Below are 13883 nucleotides of genomic sequence, written 5' to 3'. Positions count from 1 at the left end.
TTCAGACGACAGGTAACTCCGCAGCTTTCCAAGCTGTCATGCCACCTAGCACATTGGTGACGTTGGTCAAACCTTCCCGAAGCAGAATGGAACCTGCGATGGAACCACGGTAGCCTGTGCCACACACCACTGCAACCGGTTTCTTGCGATTAATCGAATTGATATTCTTCTGCAACAGGCCAGCATGAATGTGCTGTGCGCCTTCGATGTGCCCGCTTTGCCATTCGCGAGGAGTTCGGACATCGAGCACGGTCAACTCGCCAGCCTTGCTTTTCAGTTGTCGATGCAGATCGTGAACGCTTTGGACGGATAAGGTAGCTACAGGCAGGCCTGCGTTTTCCCAGGCTTCCATGCCACCATCGAGTGTGCCTTGGATATTATCAAACCCGATGCGGATCAGGTGTGTGATGGCTTCCTGCACTTTGTTCATGTCTTCCATCACCAGGTACAGAGGCTGATCGTAGGGGACCACCCAGCCTGCCCACGAGGATACATTACTGGCCAGCGGAATGCTGAGGGCATTGGGAATATGTGCCGCTGCAAAGGCTTCCTTGCTGCGCAGATCAAGTACCAATCCACCTTTGCTGGTCTGCATTTGAAACTGTTTGGCAGACAAGCGGCGTTGGCCGGGCCATTCGTGTCCCAGTACCTGCGGCCCGGCAGCATTGACCGCTTTCATCTTGAGAAAGTAAGGCGGCGCAGTGGGCATGCCTTCGAGCAACTGGTTGATCCAGGCCTGTTCGGTCGATGTTTTCAAAGCATCGTTGAAACGGCGTTCGAAGCCGAGCGTCGATGAGCCTCGTGTGCCGAGAGCTTTGCCACAGAGTGAACCAGCACCGTGACCAGGATAGAACTCGGTGAAGTCTGCCAGTGCAGGCATTGTTTTGAAGACGCTCTGGTAGAGCTGGCTGGCGAGTTGTTTGCGGGCTTCTTCGCCGAGCAAATCGGGACGGCCTACATCACCCACAAACAGGAAATCGCCGGAGAACATCATCCAGGGAGTATCCTGGCTGCGCGTGTGATCGAATACCAGCCAGACCAGATGTTCTGGTGTGTGCCCTGGTGTGTGCATTGCTTTAATGCGAATGGAACCCATGACAACTTCATCGCCATCCTTAACCACATGATCGGCATAGGGTGGTGTCCATTCTTTGCCACCCATGCCTGAGGCATGGATCTGTGCTTTGCCACCGGTGCGGTGTTTGACTTCGACGGAGCCGGAAACATAGTCAGCATGAACATGGGTTTCGAGAATGTGATTGATCTGCATACCTTCTTCGTGAGCCATCTGAAAGTAGGCATCGATATCACGTGCCGGGTCGATGACGGCACATTCGCGAGTCTTTTCATCGCCGATCAGGTAGGAATAGATCGCCAGCCCAGGAATGAAGCGTTGTCGGAAAAACATGTGAACAGCCCTCGGGAGAGTTAGAGTTGTCAGCCTGTCATGCCGAGCAGATGCACGGTCATGACGATACCGATGATGGCAACGCACAGGGCAATCACCATCACCAGTGAAAAGAGTGACGGCTTGTACGTGAATCCTTTTTCCAATCGTCGCAGCAGCCTGAAGTGCCCAACGGCGGCCAGGAGGTTGATGGCAATGCCCAGAATAACCATGCCGGCACCGATATAGAGCGACTTGCTGTACTCCGGATGCTGGGCATGATCAGCGGGATGCAGTTCGCGGAGAAATACACCGAAACGTGCGACGACGAAGCCGAAGCCCATCATGGCCAAGCCAGTGCGAATCCAGGCGAGCAAGGTGCGTTCCGCCGCCAGGGGAACGCGAATATCATCGAGTAGGTTGCTGTTTTCGCCTGGCATATCTGTTACCCTTCCCGATTCTGATTATCAACTGTTGAAGATGAATATGTGCAATCGAACAGATCATCTTGCTGCATGAAATTTCTCACGCCAGCGACTGGCCAGGGCAGCATTGAGCCGTTTTGCGAATTCTGGCGGAATGGGGTATGGCTTGCCATTCTGAAACAACTTAATGGTGTTTCGGATGTTATCGACGACAATCTGACAGGGATTACAACCCGCCAGATGTTCAGCAAATGCCTGGCAGGCAGCTGAAAGCGAATCGTTATCAACATAATCATTGAGCGCTTTCAATAACTCGTCGCAGGACATGCCTTGATGTGTATGCTCGTTCATGATGCGTAACCTGTGTTTGCAGCATGATGTTGATGATCAGGTATGACACGCAATGCCTGATCGCCCAGAACTGCAGTCAATCGTTCACGCAGTGACAATCTGGCTCGGAGCAGGCGAACTTTAACATTAGCCTCACTGATCCCCAGTAGCTCTGCTGATTCCTTCACTGAAAATCCTTCTATATCGCGAAGCACGAATACTTCCCGTAAGCCGGAGTTGATTTCGCGCAGGGCCTCATGAATCAGTTTGCTGGTTTCGGCCTGTTCCGCCAGCACACCCGGTTGCTCACGCCAGGGCGCAATAAACTCCGGATGAGGCATGCCGCCTGAAGGCTCCACCGGCAAACCTCTCCTTTTACGAAGTAGCTTCAAGGCATGATTGGCAGCGATTCGCATCACCCAGGTGCTCACGCGGGATTCGCCTCGAAAACTATCCAGATGTTCGATCAGGCTCAGGAACGTTTGCTGTGTGATATCTTCGGCATCATGTGTTTCTCCCAGCATGCGATAGGCCAAGCCGTAGACCCGATGCTGCAATTGATTGATCAATTGTCCGAAGGCCGAGAAATCACCCGTTTGTGCCTGCCTGAGCAAAGACAGGCACTCATCGGTTGATTCGGTGGCACCAGCATGTGGCTGATCAAGTTGCATGATCCTGAATCACGAAGGAAACGCTATCAGCATAGCCGAACCTCCCACCGGATACTAGGGTGCATTCTCAAAACCGGCACGAACCAAAGCTTCGTAACCTGGCTTGAGTGCTCTGACGTCTATTCCCTGTTTCTTCAGCAAGTCAGCAGCTTTCAGGCACCGACCACCGGCAGCACAGTACAGATAGATGATTTTGCCTTCAGGCAGGACCTGCTTCAGTTGTTCCTTATTCACGCCCTTCTGCAGTTGTGATAAAGGCAGATGCTTTGCCCCCTTGATATGTCCCTCTTTCCATTCATCGTTTTCACGGACATCAACCAGCAATGCTTTCTGGGATGCTACTCCCTGCTTGACGGTCTGCAAAGAATCCTTGGTATGATCACCCGCTCGACTGGTACCTGTCAGACTTAGGAACAAGATTGCACAACTACAGAGGTAACGCATTACCATCCTCCTGATTGGAATTTTCCATCAGCACCTGTCTGATGCAGAACTTTTGATCCCGTATACGGAAAAAGGTTACAGCGCGTTTCCCGAAATCACTTGTAACTTTTACCAGGTAACTGGATCAACGCTGCGGAAGATACCAACGAGGATTCAAACATGCGAAGAACGATGGCATTATCCGTGACGACTACCTGTATGCTGTTCCTGGGTGCTCATACAGCGACCCTAGCACTAGGGCCGACATCCGAAGGAATGCCCAGACAAGGTCGGAAAGATGAACGGATGAAAAAAGATCAGGAAGATTTTCAATTCCTTCTATCTCATCACACCGAAATTACGCGGGATGTTACAAAACGGAAAAACGGCGTTGAGACAATTACTGAATCCACCAAGCCCCAGGTTGCCGAAAAAATTAAAGAGCATGTGGAAGCGATGCATCGTCGCGTTAAGGAAGGACGTGGCATTCACCTGCGTGATCCACTGTTCGCCGCTGTCTTTCGAAATAGTTCTAAAATAACGATGTCTGTGGAAAAAACGGAAAAAGGTGTAAAGGTGATTGAAACTTCTGATGATCCGTTTACTGCCAGGCTGATTGAGGCTCACGCAGATGTAGTAAGCCTCTTCGTTAAAAACGGGCATGCTGAAGTACGCAAGAATCATGCAGCACCCGAGCAACCAAGAAAATAATCTCAGGAAGCAAAACGATGGATACTTCACCTGATCAGAACACAACGATAACTCCCAAACGGAAAAATCCGATGATGGACCTGCTGATGCTGGCTGGATTAATCGGTGCTTACTTTGCCCTGCAACTCTGGATACTGCCGAGCATGGGTGTTCAGACCTGACTGAGTGGAGCATGTACGCCGCGGTCGCGGCCTGTCGAGAATCCGGTCATCGAAACCCATCCAGTCCCCCCTGCAGCAGCAACTAAAGCTGTAGAACACTGATATGATCAAACTGGGAGACATGGTAACTGACCTCGTATTTCATCAACCTGATGGAACACAGGTAACCATATCGCAGTTGTCCCCCGGATCAGCTCTGCTAATATACTTTCGCCATCTGATGTGAATCCTCTGCCAGGCACACCTCGGCGAGGTGCAGAAACATCTGGAAGAGATTCGTTCACTCGGCGCAAAGTTGATCGTCGTAACGCAAAGCAAACCACAGAACTTAATAGTCTGGCTCGAAGATAATCCAAAGCCGTTTCCTGTAGTATGTGACCCGGAACGAATGACTTACAAGGCACTGGGGTTGCAGCCAGGCAGCGTCTGGATGTTCTTATCTCCCAAAGTGCTCGGCAGTTATTTTTCCCACATGTTCCGTGGCTGGAGAATCAGGCGACCAGTGAAGCAGGAAGATTTGCTGCAACTGGGTGGCGACTTTATCGTCGACCGATCTCGTAAGTTAATCTATGCCCATCGCAGTACTGATCCGTCAGACCGCCCTACGGTAACAGATATTATGTTGGCATTGCGACGCAGTCAGTGAGTAGCGACTTGGATTTTCCTCACAGTAAGCTGGCTGCTTAATTTCAGAACAGCTTTCTCCTTGGCACGGGCTTCCACTTCAACGGTCAGGTTATGTTTCAGCCAGCAGCGAGGAAAATCGCTGATGTTGATATAGTCGTGATGGCGCTGTGGCTTTGGTCCCTTCCATCCTTCACAGGGTGAGGAAATGTGGAACAAGGGTTCCCGATTCCAGGTGGCAATCGCCTGTTTGGTAGCCTCCTCCACACGTAGGTTATCGGGGTGACAGCGATGGTGATGAACATCGTACACGAGTGGAATCTGATACGACTGACACAGAGGCAGAAGGTCAGAAGGAGAATAGATCCTGTCATCGTTCTCCAGAGTTAAGCGTTTTCTGACTGCAGGGGAAAGTCGCTGCAGGCATTGGGCGAATGCATCGAGCGCCCTGGGCTTGTCGCCAAACGCACCGCCGCCGTGAATGTTGATGACATCAGCGCCAATCCACTCTGCTACTTCAGCCTGGTATTCCAGTTCACGAATGGAAGCATTCACCACTTCGGGTTTAGGCGAGTTCAGAACGACGAACTGATCGGGATGAAAGCAGGTTCTGATGCCCAACTTACCTGCGAAAGCACCAGCCTGCAGAAACAGCAATTTGATCTCCTTGCCCTGCGGGAGATCGGCAATTTCATAACCATGTGTCGGATGTGTTTTGAGTGGAAGTATCTGGCTCAGCACACGGAAACAACCGATTCCATTTTCGCTGCAATAGCTGAGAGCGGCGATCAGTGAGTGGGCATTAGCAAGAGCCAGATTGCCCAGTTTCTCCAGTGCCGCCTGGCGTGCCAGTCGACTGATGGCAGCAGCAGTTGTCGTGGAGAAGCGTATAGGCTCATCAGAGAAACAACAGCATAAGCCCAGGCGAATCATTTGCTTGCTGCTGCGGTAGGCGATTTCCAGCGATAGGCGGTAATACCCTGGAGATCGCGAATATAGATTTCATCACCGCAGACAGCCAGATGGGCCCAGCATTCCTGTTCAGATACCTTTCGAGTATCGAGCAGTTCAAACTTTTCCGGGTTTGCCTTGATGAGCAGCAGATCGCCCCGTTCATCGAGAGCCAGCATTTTGTCCTTGGCGGCGACCATGCTCCAGTATTTGCCAAATGTCTTGGTGGTCGTCCAGGTCGGATTGCCGGTTTTAATATCAATGCAACTGAAGCGCTGGTTTTTCATGTGCAGATAAGCGTAATCACCAATAACGATTGGTGAAGACATGTATCCTTCATATCGTTTTTTCCAGACTTCCTGAACGGCATTGTTGCTGGCAGCGGCACGAAACAGAAAAGCTCCGCCTGAATGACTCGCGGTGAAGATCGCATCACCCACCAGTGTAGGTGGCAGGATATTCATGCCTCGGAAAGCGGGGATTTCCTGTGACCAATTGACTTTGCCGGTCTCCGGCTCCACCGATGCCAGTTTGGTACGTGTCTGTACCAGCAACTGAGGCTTTTGATTCAGCGTACAGAAGATGGGCGATGAGAAGGCGCTACCCATCATGCCACCGCCATCCTGGAGCGTGCGCCAGAGGATTTTTCCGGTTTTTTTCTCGAGTTTGACGAAGCCACCGCCTGCCTGCACGTAAACATGATCGCCTACAACGAGTGGAGAACAAACGAAGCCGAAGTCAGGCAATGGAGTATTCAATTCCTTGACAAAATCAACTCGCCAGCGTTCGCTACCAGTGTTGACATCAAGACAGACCAGCACATCGCGCATGCCAGCTACATAGAGAGAGTCACCGTCAAGGGTGGGTGTACTGCGAATCCAGTCGCCATTGGCACGTGCAAAAAAGGGAACCGTCATGGCTCCTGCCCATTCCCGCGACCAGAGAATCTTGCCTGTTTTTCTGTCGAGAGCACGGGTTGTTTCGGTCTTCTTATTCAGTGTCTCGGTGATAAAGACCTTCTCTCCAGCAATGATTGGGCCAGAGTAACTTGGCCCCAGTTCAACCCGCCAGAGTTTTTCAAGTACGTTGCCCTGCAGAGTATCAGGCCAGGTAAAGTTACCCGAAGCCATGCCATCACGAGTGGGACCACGCCACTGCGGCCAGGTCGCAGGTTCCTGGGTCATCGCACTTGATATTGTTAAAAACATGCAGAAAAAACAACAGCCAAGTCGTCGATACATAGCTGAATACTTTCAGGTAAATCGGATTCCGATAATGCAGAAAATCCAGCTTCACAGTTGAAGCTGGATTTCTGAAGAACAGTTTGATTAGCTCTTGGGCAGAATTACAGTGTCAATTACGTGAATGACGCCGTTGCGGCACTTGATATCGGTCTTAACAACCTTGGCGTCACCAATCCAGACCTGACCATCTTTGACCTTGATGGGGAACTTGCCATTGAGGGTTTCAACCATTTCGCCATCGAGTTTGACGACGTCAGCGGCCATGACATTGCCTTTGACAACGTGTGCTTTAAGAATGCCAGTCAGCTTGGGCTTATCAGCGAGAACGGCCTTGATCGTATCTTCACCCAGCTTTTCGAAAGCAGCGTTAGTGGGGGCGAAGACTGTGAATGGGCCATCACTATTAAGAACATCGACGAGTTCAGCAGCTTTGACAGCAGCGACCAGTGTGCTGAAATTCTTGTTGCCAGCAGCAGTAGCTACGATAGTCTCATTGTCGACGCGAGCAGCAGCAACAGTAGTTGCAACAATCAGGCCTAAAGCCAGCATACCAATGGTGTAACGAATCATGCTTGTTATCCTTGATGTAAACGATGTGGTGCTGGCACCATGCCATCACCTTTCAATATGTCAGTTGCAGGAAGCCGATCGTACTTCCTACAGGAGCCTTGTACGGGAGAGGGAGGATATCGGATTCAATTCGAGTAACGATTTTGCAGAATGTTTTTGAGAGTCAACAATTGAGTCTGGAATTTGTCAATTTTGAATCTGTGTTCTTCAATAGGTTGAATATAATGAGTGACTGTACGTGCATCTTGCCTGGCAGCAATGCTCGTCTTTCACGTTAACCCAACCTGTACGGAACCAGACCTGGATGGTAGTCAATCCGTTACTTCCACGAATAGCCCGAGGAGAACAATCTGCAGTGGCAGAGTGTCTTTCGCGTTATGGTGGAATGGTGTGGTCGCTGGCCCGCCGCTTTCTGGGCGATGCGACTGAAGCGGAAGACGCCGTCCAGGACATCTTTGTTGAACTGTGGAAAAACGCAGATCGATACAACTCGGCATTATCCAGTGAAGCAACGTTTATCACGATGGTAGCTCGACGTCGGTTGATTGATCGTCGGCGGAAACTGGGTCGCCGGGCAGAACATGTGACACTACCCGAATCGGTCCCCGAGCCACAATCAGGTTCGGTGAGCACGAGAATGGAAATCGCGGATGAAGCAGCCAAGGCCATTGCTGCCTTGTCGGAATTACGTCCCGAACAACAAGAGGTACTGAAACTGGCCGTTTATCATGGGATGACCCATGAACAGATTGCCCTGTCAACCGGATTGCCGCTGGGAACGGTGAAAACCCATGCCCGGCGAGGCTTGATGCGATTGAGAGAACTTCTGGGAATGCACCGCGCTGGCATGCTTTCCCCTTTGCCTAACCCTGCTCTGGCGGGAGGGCTTTAACCATGCAAGAAAAATACACTCCTCTGGAACATATACAGGCACTGCTGGCTGACCGGGCTTTGCAGGGTGCTGATCCTGCCGAACAGGCCGGGATTGACTGCCTGCTTCAACACCACCCTGATCTCAGTCAGGAAAGTTTTGAACTCACCGCTGCTGCACTCGATATGGCTTACTCAACCACCGAGCATGACCCCATTCCTGCTCACCTGCTGAGCAAACTTCAGACGCAGGGTGAAGCGATCGCTGCAGATAACTCGCAGCGCAAGCGTGTGGAACCGATGGTCACTGCCGTCGGCAAACCGATGACTGGCTCGCGATTGAAATGGTCGCAGGCTCTGGGTTACGCAGGCTGGGTGGCTGCAGCAACACTCCTGGTAGCATTCTTCATCCCCAAGCCTGATATCAGTAACGAGTCAGCTTACCTCAACTTGAAGCAAAAGGGCGCCCTGGAAGTGAGAGGGCAGGCTGGTCCCGGTGATGAGAAGAAGCAGATCGCCGGTGAAGTGCTCTGGGATGACAATCTACAGACAGGCTACATGAAACTTCGGGGCATGCCAGTAAACGATCCCGGTAAATCGCAATATCAGCTCTGGATTTTCGATTCCAAACCTTTCTCCAAGGAAAATCCGACTGATGGTGGCGTATTTGATGTGAACAAGGATGGCGAATTGATTATCCCCATCAAGGCGAATCTGAAGGTAACCAAGCCTGAGTTGTTTGCCATCACCGTGGAACAGCCTGGTGGCGTGATGGTATCCAAACGCGAAAAGATTGTGTTTATGGCTTCGGTTTCGAAGTAATTGAAATCTGGTTTTCAGACAGTGGGGTTGTTCGGCACCCCGAATGACCTAGGCTGATGTACAATAATTGCTTGTACCCACAAGTCCACACAAGAATTCTTGCATACCCTCCCTCATCATTCCAGATTGCACTAGATACTTCCAAGTGCATCCAGGTCTATGTACCAGACGAATATCTGACTTCATCAATGTCTTTGGCTGACAGGAGTTGCACTTGCGACTTGCGATAATTGGATCGGGAATTTCGGGGCTTGTCTGTGCCTATCGATTGCATCAGCAACACCATGTCACCCTCTTTGAAGCAAATGATTACATCGGCGGGCATACGCACACGATCAAGACGCCTGCAGGGCATGAGGTGGATACGGGGTTCATCGTGTTCAACCGGGAGAATTATCCCCATTTCTGCAGATTGCTTGACGAACTCGGCGTTACGAGCCAGCCTACTTCAATGAGTTTCAGCGGACGCTGTGATGCAACCGGGCTGGAATACAGCACGGCATCAGTCAATGATCTGTTTGCCCAGCGCAGGAATCTGGTGAAACCGGCGTTTTACCAGATGCTGCGTGATATCCTCCGCTTCAATCGACAGGTTGCCACCCTGGGAAATACCCTGAGTCAGCAGGTGACGGTTCGCGAGTTTCTTGAAAGCCAGCGTTATTCCAGATCGTTCACACGGAATTTTCTCTATCCCATCAGTGTTGCTCTGTGGTCGTGTCCGCAGGAAACTATTGACCGGTTTCCCATGCGGTTCATACTGGAATTTTACCTGCACCACGGGATGCACAAGCTGCTGGGTCAGCCGGGCTGGCATGTCATTCAAGGTGGATCACATCAATATGTCAAGAAACTGATTCAGCCTTTTGCAAATCAGATACGTGTTTCCTGTCCGGTGCAGAGTGTCAGGCGGTTGGCTCATGAAGTTCGCATTCAGTCTCGTGCGGGCAGTGAAGTATTTGATGAAGTGATCTTTGCGTGTCATAGCGACCAGGCACTGCGGATTCTTGGGAACGATGCGAGGCCGGTGGAACGTGAGTTGCTCGGTGCATTCCCATATACTTCCAATGCAGTCACACTGCACACCGATACCAGCGTGCTGCCTCGCAACCGCCGGGCGTGGGCATCGTGGAATGCCAGCATTGATGCCACCCCTGCCCCGTGTGCACGGGTGACGTACCATATGAACCGGCTGCAGGGCCTGAAAACCAGCGAGCAGTATTGCGTTTCTCTCAATCAGGATGAGAAAATTGATCAGAAGAAGATGATTACCCGATTGCATTACGATCACCCGCAGTTTAACCTGCAACGGAGCGAGGCCCAGAGTCGGCATCGCGAGGTGATCCGGCAACACCGGACCTCTTTCTGCGGAGCTTACTGGGGCAACGGTTTTCACGAAGCGGGTGTGGTCAGCGCCCTGACTGTATGTGAAGCGTTTGCAGGTCATGAAGTTCCTGTGCAGACGATCATGCCGGTTTCCAGCAGAGAAACTGAAGGGGCATGGGCAGGATATTATCCGGTATGAAATCTTCCGCCAAGTCTCTGAACAGTTGCATTTACCGCGGCGTGGTTCAGCATGCCCGTTATCAGCCGCACGTACATCGCTTTCAGTATCAGTTGTTCATGATGTATCTGGACCTGGATGAACTGGACGTGGTATTCCGCACCCAGTGGGCCTGGTCGACGCGATGGCCTTCGCTGGCATGGTTTCGCCGTCGCGATCACCTGGGTGATCCGACTCGTCCCCTGGCCGATTGCGTGCGGGAACTGGTACTGATGCAGACCGGCATCAAGGTAGAAGGCCCGATCCGCCTGCTAACCCAACTGCGGTATTTTGGTTATGTGATGAACCCGGTGAGTTACTACTACTGCTATGATGATACAGGTACGGAACTGCAGGCAGTGGTAGCGGAAATCAACAATACACCCTGGGGCGAACGACACTGCTATGTCATTCCGCAGCAGACAGGTACCCATTTCGGAGAAACAGCACGTATCAGCTATGAGCATGCGAAGGATTTTCATGTTTCCCCCTTTATGCCGATGGAGCTGAATTACCGCTGGAATTTTTCAATGCCCGGCCGGGAACTGTCGGTTGATGTCGCTCTGCTGCGTGAAAGCGAAAAAATGTTTGATGCCAGGCTTTTGCTGCAGAAGAAGCCAATTACTTCGACTAACCTTATGCAGACCCTGCTGCGGTTCCCGTGCATGACAGCATCTGTTATTACCGCTATCTACTGGCAGGCGCTCAAGTTGTGGCTGAAAAAGACGCCTTATTATCCACATCCAAAAAGTGAAATAGAGCGAATCACACCCCATGGGACATCGGTATAATGAAATAAAGGATACTGGTATCCAGAATATGACTACGCTCAACAGCCCCGGACAGCTTTCACGCCCAACAAGCATCAGCCAGGCAACCGGCAACATCAAGCCGGTAAGCTGGTATGAAAGGCAACTGCGCCATCGCATCGTGCGACTATTTGATCAGTTGCCCGGCGATCTGGCATTGATCTTCCAGGATGGCGATGGCCAGCATGAGCTCGGCAACCCGTTGCGTGCCAGCCATGTTGGTTCCATCACCGTGCATGATCCCAGTCTGTATCGCATGATGGTCTGGCAGGGAAGTCTGGGTGCCTGCGAAGCGTATCTGCAAGGCAAGTGGACGACACCGGACCTGTTCAAAACGCTGTGTCTGTTTTCACGCATTTTCGATACCATCAATGCCATGGACACCGGCTCAGCCTGGTGGTTCAATCGCCTGCAGAAACTGCTCGAAAGCCTCCGCTTCAATTCCAGAAAAGGCAGCAGGAAGAACATTGCCGGACATTATGATCTGAGCAATCAGTTTTTCGCCTTGTTCCTGGACAGTACCATGATGTACTCCAGTGCCTGCTATGACGAGCCGGATATGACGCTGGAAGATGCCTCAAGGAACAAACTTCGCAAGATGTGCCGTAAGCTGCAACTGGAATCTAATGATCACTTGCTGGAGATCGGAACAGGCTGGGGTGGCATGGCGATCCATGCTGCACGCGAGACAGGTTGCCGTGTTACCACGACAACGATTTCCAGTGCACAGCATCAGTTTGCGTCACAACGTATACGTGAAGCAGGTCTGGAAGATCGCATCAAACTGCTGCAGCAGGATTATCGTGACTTGCGGGGTTCTTTCGACAAACTGGTTTCCATCGAAATGATTGAAGCGGTTGGCCAGAAGTATCTGGTCGATTATTTCCGCTGCTGTGATCGTCTGCTCAAGCCGGGCGGACGCATGGTCATCCAGGCAATTGTCATTCCGGAACAACGTGAAGCAGTCTACGCCCGATCCGTTGATTTCATTCAACGGTATATTTTCCCCGGCAGTTTTCTTCCCTCCATCGCCCAGTTACAGCATGCTGTGGGAGCAGCGACCCGCCTGCGCATGGTGCAACTGCAGGATTACACTCCGAGCTATGTCTTGACTCTCCGAGAATGGCGGAAGCGCTTTCATGCCCAGCTTGCGGAAGTCAGGCAACTCGGCTTTGATGAGCGGTTCATCCGCATGTGGGATTTCTATCTTGCCAGTTGCGAAGCGGTCTTTCACGAACGGGCCGCCGGGCTCGTCCAGATTGAGTGGGTCAAGCAGTGAGCACGCTGTTTCGCACCGGACTGAAACTGGCAGAAACAGGCTGGCTGCCTGATTTTCTGATCCGCTGGGGGATTCGCCGCGTTGCCGGCAAAAGGTTGCAACAGATTGAGCAGAGTTCCTGTGAAAAGCTGCAGGAGGAGTTCAACGAGTTTTTGCAGATGTGCAGGTCCAGCCCGCTGGCAGCGGCGCCTGTCGAATCCAACCAGCAGCATTATGAAGTGCCCACCGAGTTCTTTCGCTGGGTGCTCGGAAAACACCGCAAATACAGCAGTTGTTTCTGGAATGCCTCCACAACAACACTGGATGAAGCCGAGGCGCTGGCCTTGCAGATCACTTGTGAACGGGCCGAACTGGCAGATGGGCAGTCGATCCTGGAACTTGGCTGCGGCTGGGGTTCGCTGTCACTATGGATGGCTGAACATTATCCACGCAGCCAGATTACTGTTGTCTCGCATTCGCGAACTCAGAAAAAGTACATCGAGGAAACTGCCGAAGCGCGCGGGCTGACCAATCTGACTGTGATCTGCTCGGATATCAACGATCTTCGTCTGGATCAGAGCTTCGACCGCATTGTTTCGGTTGAGATGTTTGAGCATCTCCGCAACCATCAGCAACTGTTTCACCAGTTGTCGCATTGGTTGAACGAGGCTGGCAAGGTGTTTATCCATGTCTTCTGCCAGGCTCAACAGCCTGCGCTGTATGAAAGCCATGGGCCGAAAGACTGGATAACCGATTATTTCTTCACGGGCGGCATGATGCCAAGCGATCATCTGTTTGTGTACTATCAGGATGATCTGCGTCTGCTGCGCCACTGGCGATGGAGTGGCACGCATTACCAGCGCACCAGCGATGCCTGGCTGCAAAACCTCGATCAGCGTCATTCCGAGGTGATGCCGATTCTGGAACAGACTTATGGCCAGGCACAAGCCAGGTTGTGGCTGCAGCGGTGGCGCATGTTCTTCATGGCGTGTGCAGAAACGTTCGGCTACCAGTCGGGCAACCAGTGGTGGGTTGCTCATTATCTGTTTGAGAAACGGTAGGTTGCATAGCATTCTGACTGCAGGGA

At 51.8% G+C, this 13883-nt stretch carries 17 protein-coding genes; 9 read left to right on the top strand and 8 right to left on the bottom strand.

What is annotated here, in order from left to right; translation table 11 throughout:
• Position 1 precedes the first annotated feature (1 nt).
• From JNJ77_11790 to JNJ77_11770, 5 genes are all read right to left on the bottom strand, one after another.
• On the bottom strand, positions 2-1408 hold the full coding sequence (locus tag JNJ77_11790; GenBank protein MBL8823263.1) for an MBL fold metallo-hydrolase: 1407 nt from the start codon (positions 1406-1408) through the stop codon (positions 2-4).
• 29 nt (positions 1409-1437) lie between these two features.
• Entirely contained in the window at positions 1438-1827 is a 390-nt protein-coding gene (locus JNJ77_11785) for a DUF202 domain-containing protein (protein ID MBL8823262.1), read from the bottom strand.
• 63 nt (positions 1828-1890) lie between these two features.
• Complete coding sequence (locus tag JNJ77_11780; GenBank protein MBL8823261.1) at positions 1891-2163, bottom strand: zf-HC2 domain-containing protein; 273 nt, start codon at positions 2161-2163, stop codon at positions 1891-1893.
• On the bottom strand, positions 2160-2813 hold the full coding sequence (locus JNJ77_11775) for a sigma-70 family RNA polymerase sigma factor (GenBank protein ID MBL8823260.1): 654 nt from the start codon (positions 2811-2813) through the stop codon (positions 2160-2162). The genes JNJ77_11780 and JNJ77_11775 overlap by 4 nt, the downstream gene beginning before the upstream one ends.
• Positions 2814-2867: 54 nt before the next feature.
• Positions 2868-3263, bottom strand: coding sequence for a rhodanese-like domain-containing protein (locus JNJ77_11770; GenBank protein MBL8823259.1), 396 nt, complete (start codon positions 3261-3263; stop codon positions 2868-2870).
• Between the two features lie 279 nt (positions 3264-3542).
• On the opposite strand from JNJ77_11770, the gene JNJ77_11765 reads away from it, so the two are divergent.
• The 3 genes from JNJ77_11765 (at position 3543) to JNJ77_11755 (ending at position 4754) form a co-directional block, all read left to right on the top strand.
• The gene (locus tag JNJ77_11765) at positions 3543-3947 is read left to right on the top strand and encodes a hypothetical protein (GenBank protein ID MBL8823258.1); all 405 of its coding nucleotides are present in this window, start codon (positions 3543-3545) and stop codon (positions 3945-3947) included.
• Between the two features lie 17 nt (positions 3948-3964).
• Complete coding sequence (locus JNJ77_11760) at positions 3965-4108, top strand: hypothetical protein (GenBank protein MBL8823257.1); 144 nt, start codon at positions 3965-3967, stop codon at positions 4106-4108.
• A gap of 253 nt (positions 4109-4361) precedes the next feature.
• Positions 4362-4754 (top strand): redoxin domain-containing protein, encoded by a 393-nt coding sequence (locus tag JNJ77_11755; GenBank protein ID MBL8823256.1) that lies wholly within the window; start codon positions 4362-4364, stop codon positions 4752-4754.
• Here the strand turns inward: JNJ77_11755 and uvsE are convergent.
• The 3 genes from uvsE to JNJ77_11740 all read right to left on the bottom strand — a co-directional run bounded on the left by uvsE (position 4748) and on the right by JNJ77_11740 (position 7497).
• Entirely contained in the window at positions 4748-5665 is a 918-nt protein-coding gene (gene uvsE, locus JNJ77_11750) for a UV DNA damage repair endonuclease UvsE (protein MBL8823255.1), read from the bottom strand. The genes JNJ77_11755 and uvsE overlap by 7 nt on opposite strands.
• Positions 5662-6891 (bottom strand): PQQ-binding-like beta-propeller repeat protein, encoded by a 1230-nt coding sequence (locus JNJ77_11745; GenBank protein ID MBL8823254.1) that lies wholly within the window; start codon positions 6889-6891, stop codon positions 5662-5664. The genes uvsE and JNJ77_11745 overlap by 4 nt, the downstream gene beginning before the upstream one ends.
• A 120-nt stretch (positions 6892-7011) precedes the next feature.
• On the bottom strand, positions 7012-7497 hold the full coding sequence (locus tag JNJ77_11740; GenBank protein MBL8823253.1) for a fasciclin domain-containing protein: 486 nt from the start codon (positions 7495-7497) through the stop codon (positions 7012-7014).
• Between the two features lie 304 nt (positions 7498-7801).
• Here JNJ77_11740 and JNJ77_11735 point away from each other — a divergent pair, with 304 nt between their 5' ends.
• From JNJ77_11735 to JNJ77_11710, 6 genes are all read left to right on the top strand, one after another.
• Entirely contained in the window at positions 7802-8389 is a 588-nt protein-coding gene (locus JNJ77_11735; protein ID MBL8823252.1) for a sigma-70 family RNA polymerase sigma factor, read from the top strand.
• 2 nt (positions 8390-8391) lie between these two features.
• A complete protein-coding gene (locus tag JNJ77_11730) occupies positions 8392-9189 on the top strand; it encodes an anti-sigma factor (GenBank protein MBL8823251.1) in 798 nt (265 codons plus the stop codon).
• Positions 9190-9403: 214 nt separating this feature from the next.
• Entirely contained in the window at positions 9404-10711 is a 1308-nt protein-coding gene (locus tag JNJ77_11725) for an FAD-dependent oxidoreductase (GenBank protein ID MBL8823250.1), read from the top strand.
• On the top strand, positions 10687-11520 hold the full coding sequence (locus tag JNJ77_11720; protein ID MBL8823249.1) for a DUF1365 domain-containing protein: 834 nt from the start codon (positions 10687-10689) through the stop codon (positions 11518-11520). The genes JNJ77_11725 and JNJ77_11720 overlap by 25 nt, the downstream gene beginning before the upstream one ends.
• Positions 11521-11548: 28 nt before the next feature.
• Positions 11549-12817: a class I SAM-dependent methyltransferase gene (locus tag JNJ77_11715; GenBank protein MBL8823248.1), complete on the top strand. Its 1269-nt coding sequence runs from the start codon at positions 11549-11551 to the stop codon at positions 12815-12817.
• Positions 12814-13857, top strand: coding sequence for a class I SAM-dependent methyltransferase (locus JNJ77_11710; protein MBL8823247.1), 1044 nt, complete (start codon positions 12814-12816; stop codon positions 13855-13857). The genes JNJ77_11715 and JNJ77_11710 overlap by 4 nt, the downstream gene beginning before the upstream one ends.
• The last annotated feature ends 26 nt before the right edge of the window (positions 13858-13883 follow it).

Source organism: Planctomycetia bacterium (genome assembly GCA_016795155.1).
Taxonomy (GTDB): domain Bacteria; phylum Planctomycetota; class Planctomycetia; order Gemmatales; family HRBIN36; genus JAEUIE01.
The sequence above is the reverse complement of the archived record's forward strand: the minus strand, read 5'-3'. Positions and strand labels throughout refer to the sequence as shown.

Bases quoted from the DNA above. Each gene is read 5' to 3' on its own strand.
- JNJ77_11730 (MBL8823251.1), top strand. From the start codon at position 8,392: ATGCAAGAAAAATACACTCCTCTGGAACATATACAGGCACTGCTGGCT.
- JNJ77_11735 (MBL8823252.1), top strand. From the start codon at position 7,802: ATGGTAGTCAATCCGTTACTTCCACGAATAGCCCGAGGAGAACAATCT.
- JNJ77_11775 (MBL8823260.1), bottom strand. From the start codon at position 2,813: ATGCAACTTGATCAGCCACATGCTGGTGCCACCGAATCAACCGATGAG.
- uvsE (MBL8823255.1), bottom strand. From the start codon at position 5,665: ATGATTCGCCTGGGCTTATGCTGTTGTTTCTCTGATGAGCCTATACGC.
- JNJ77_11715 (MBL8823248.1), top strand. From the start codon at position 11,549: ATGACTACGCTCAACAGCCCCGGACAGCTTTCACGCCCAACAAGCATC.
- JNJ77_11745 (MBL8823254.1), bottom strand. From the start codon at position 6,891: ATGTTTTTAACAATATCAAGTGCGATGACCCAGGAACCTGCGACCTGG.
- JNJ77_11765 (MBL8823258.1), top strand. From the start codon at position 3,543: ATGAAAAAAGATCAGGAAGATTTTCAATTCCTTCTATCTCATCACACC.
- JNJ77_11780 (MBL8823261.1), bottom strand. From the start codon at position 2,163: ATGAACGAGCATACACATCAAGGCATGTCCTGCGACGAGTTATTGAAA.
- JNJ77_11720 (MBL8823249.1), top strand. From the start codon at position 10,687: ATGGGCAGGATATTATCCGGTATGAAATCTTCCGCCAAGTCTCTGAAC.
- JNJ77_11785 (MBL8823262.1), bottom strand. From the start codon at position 1,827: ATGCCAGGCGAAAACAGCAACCTACTCGATGATATTCGCGTTCCCCTG.
- JNJ77_11790 (MBL8823263.1), bottom strand. From the start codon at position 1,408: ATGTTTTTCCGACAACGCTTCATTCCTGGGCTGGCGATCTATTCCTAC.
- JNJ77_11770 (MBL8823259.1), bottom strand. From the start codon at position 3,263: ATGGTAATGCGTTACCTCTGTAGTTGTGCAATCTTGTTCCTAAGTCTG.
- JNJ77_11740 (MBL8823253.1), bottom strand. From the start codon at position 7,497: ATGATTCGTTACACCATTGGTATGCTGGCTTTAGGCCTGATTGTTGCA.
- JNJ77_11760 (MBL8823257.1), top strand. From the start codon at position 3,965: ATGGATACTTCACCTGATCAGAACACAACGATAACTCCCAAACGGAAA.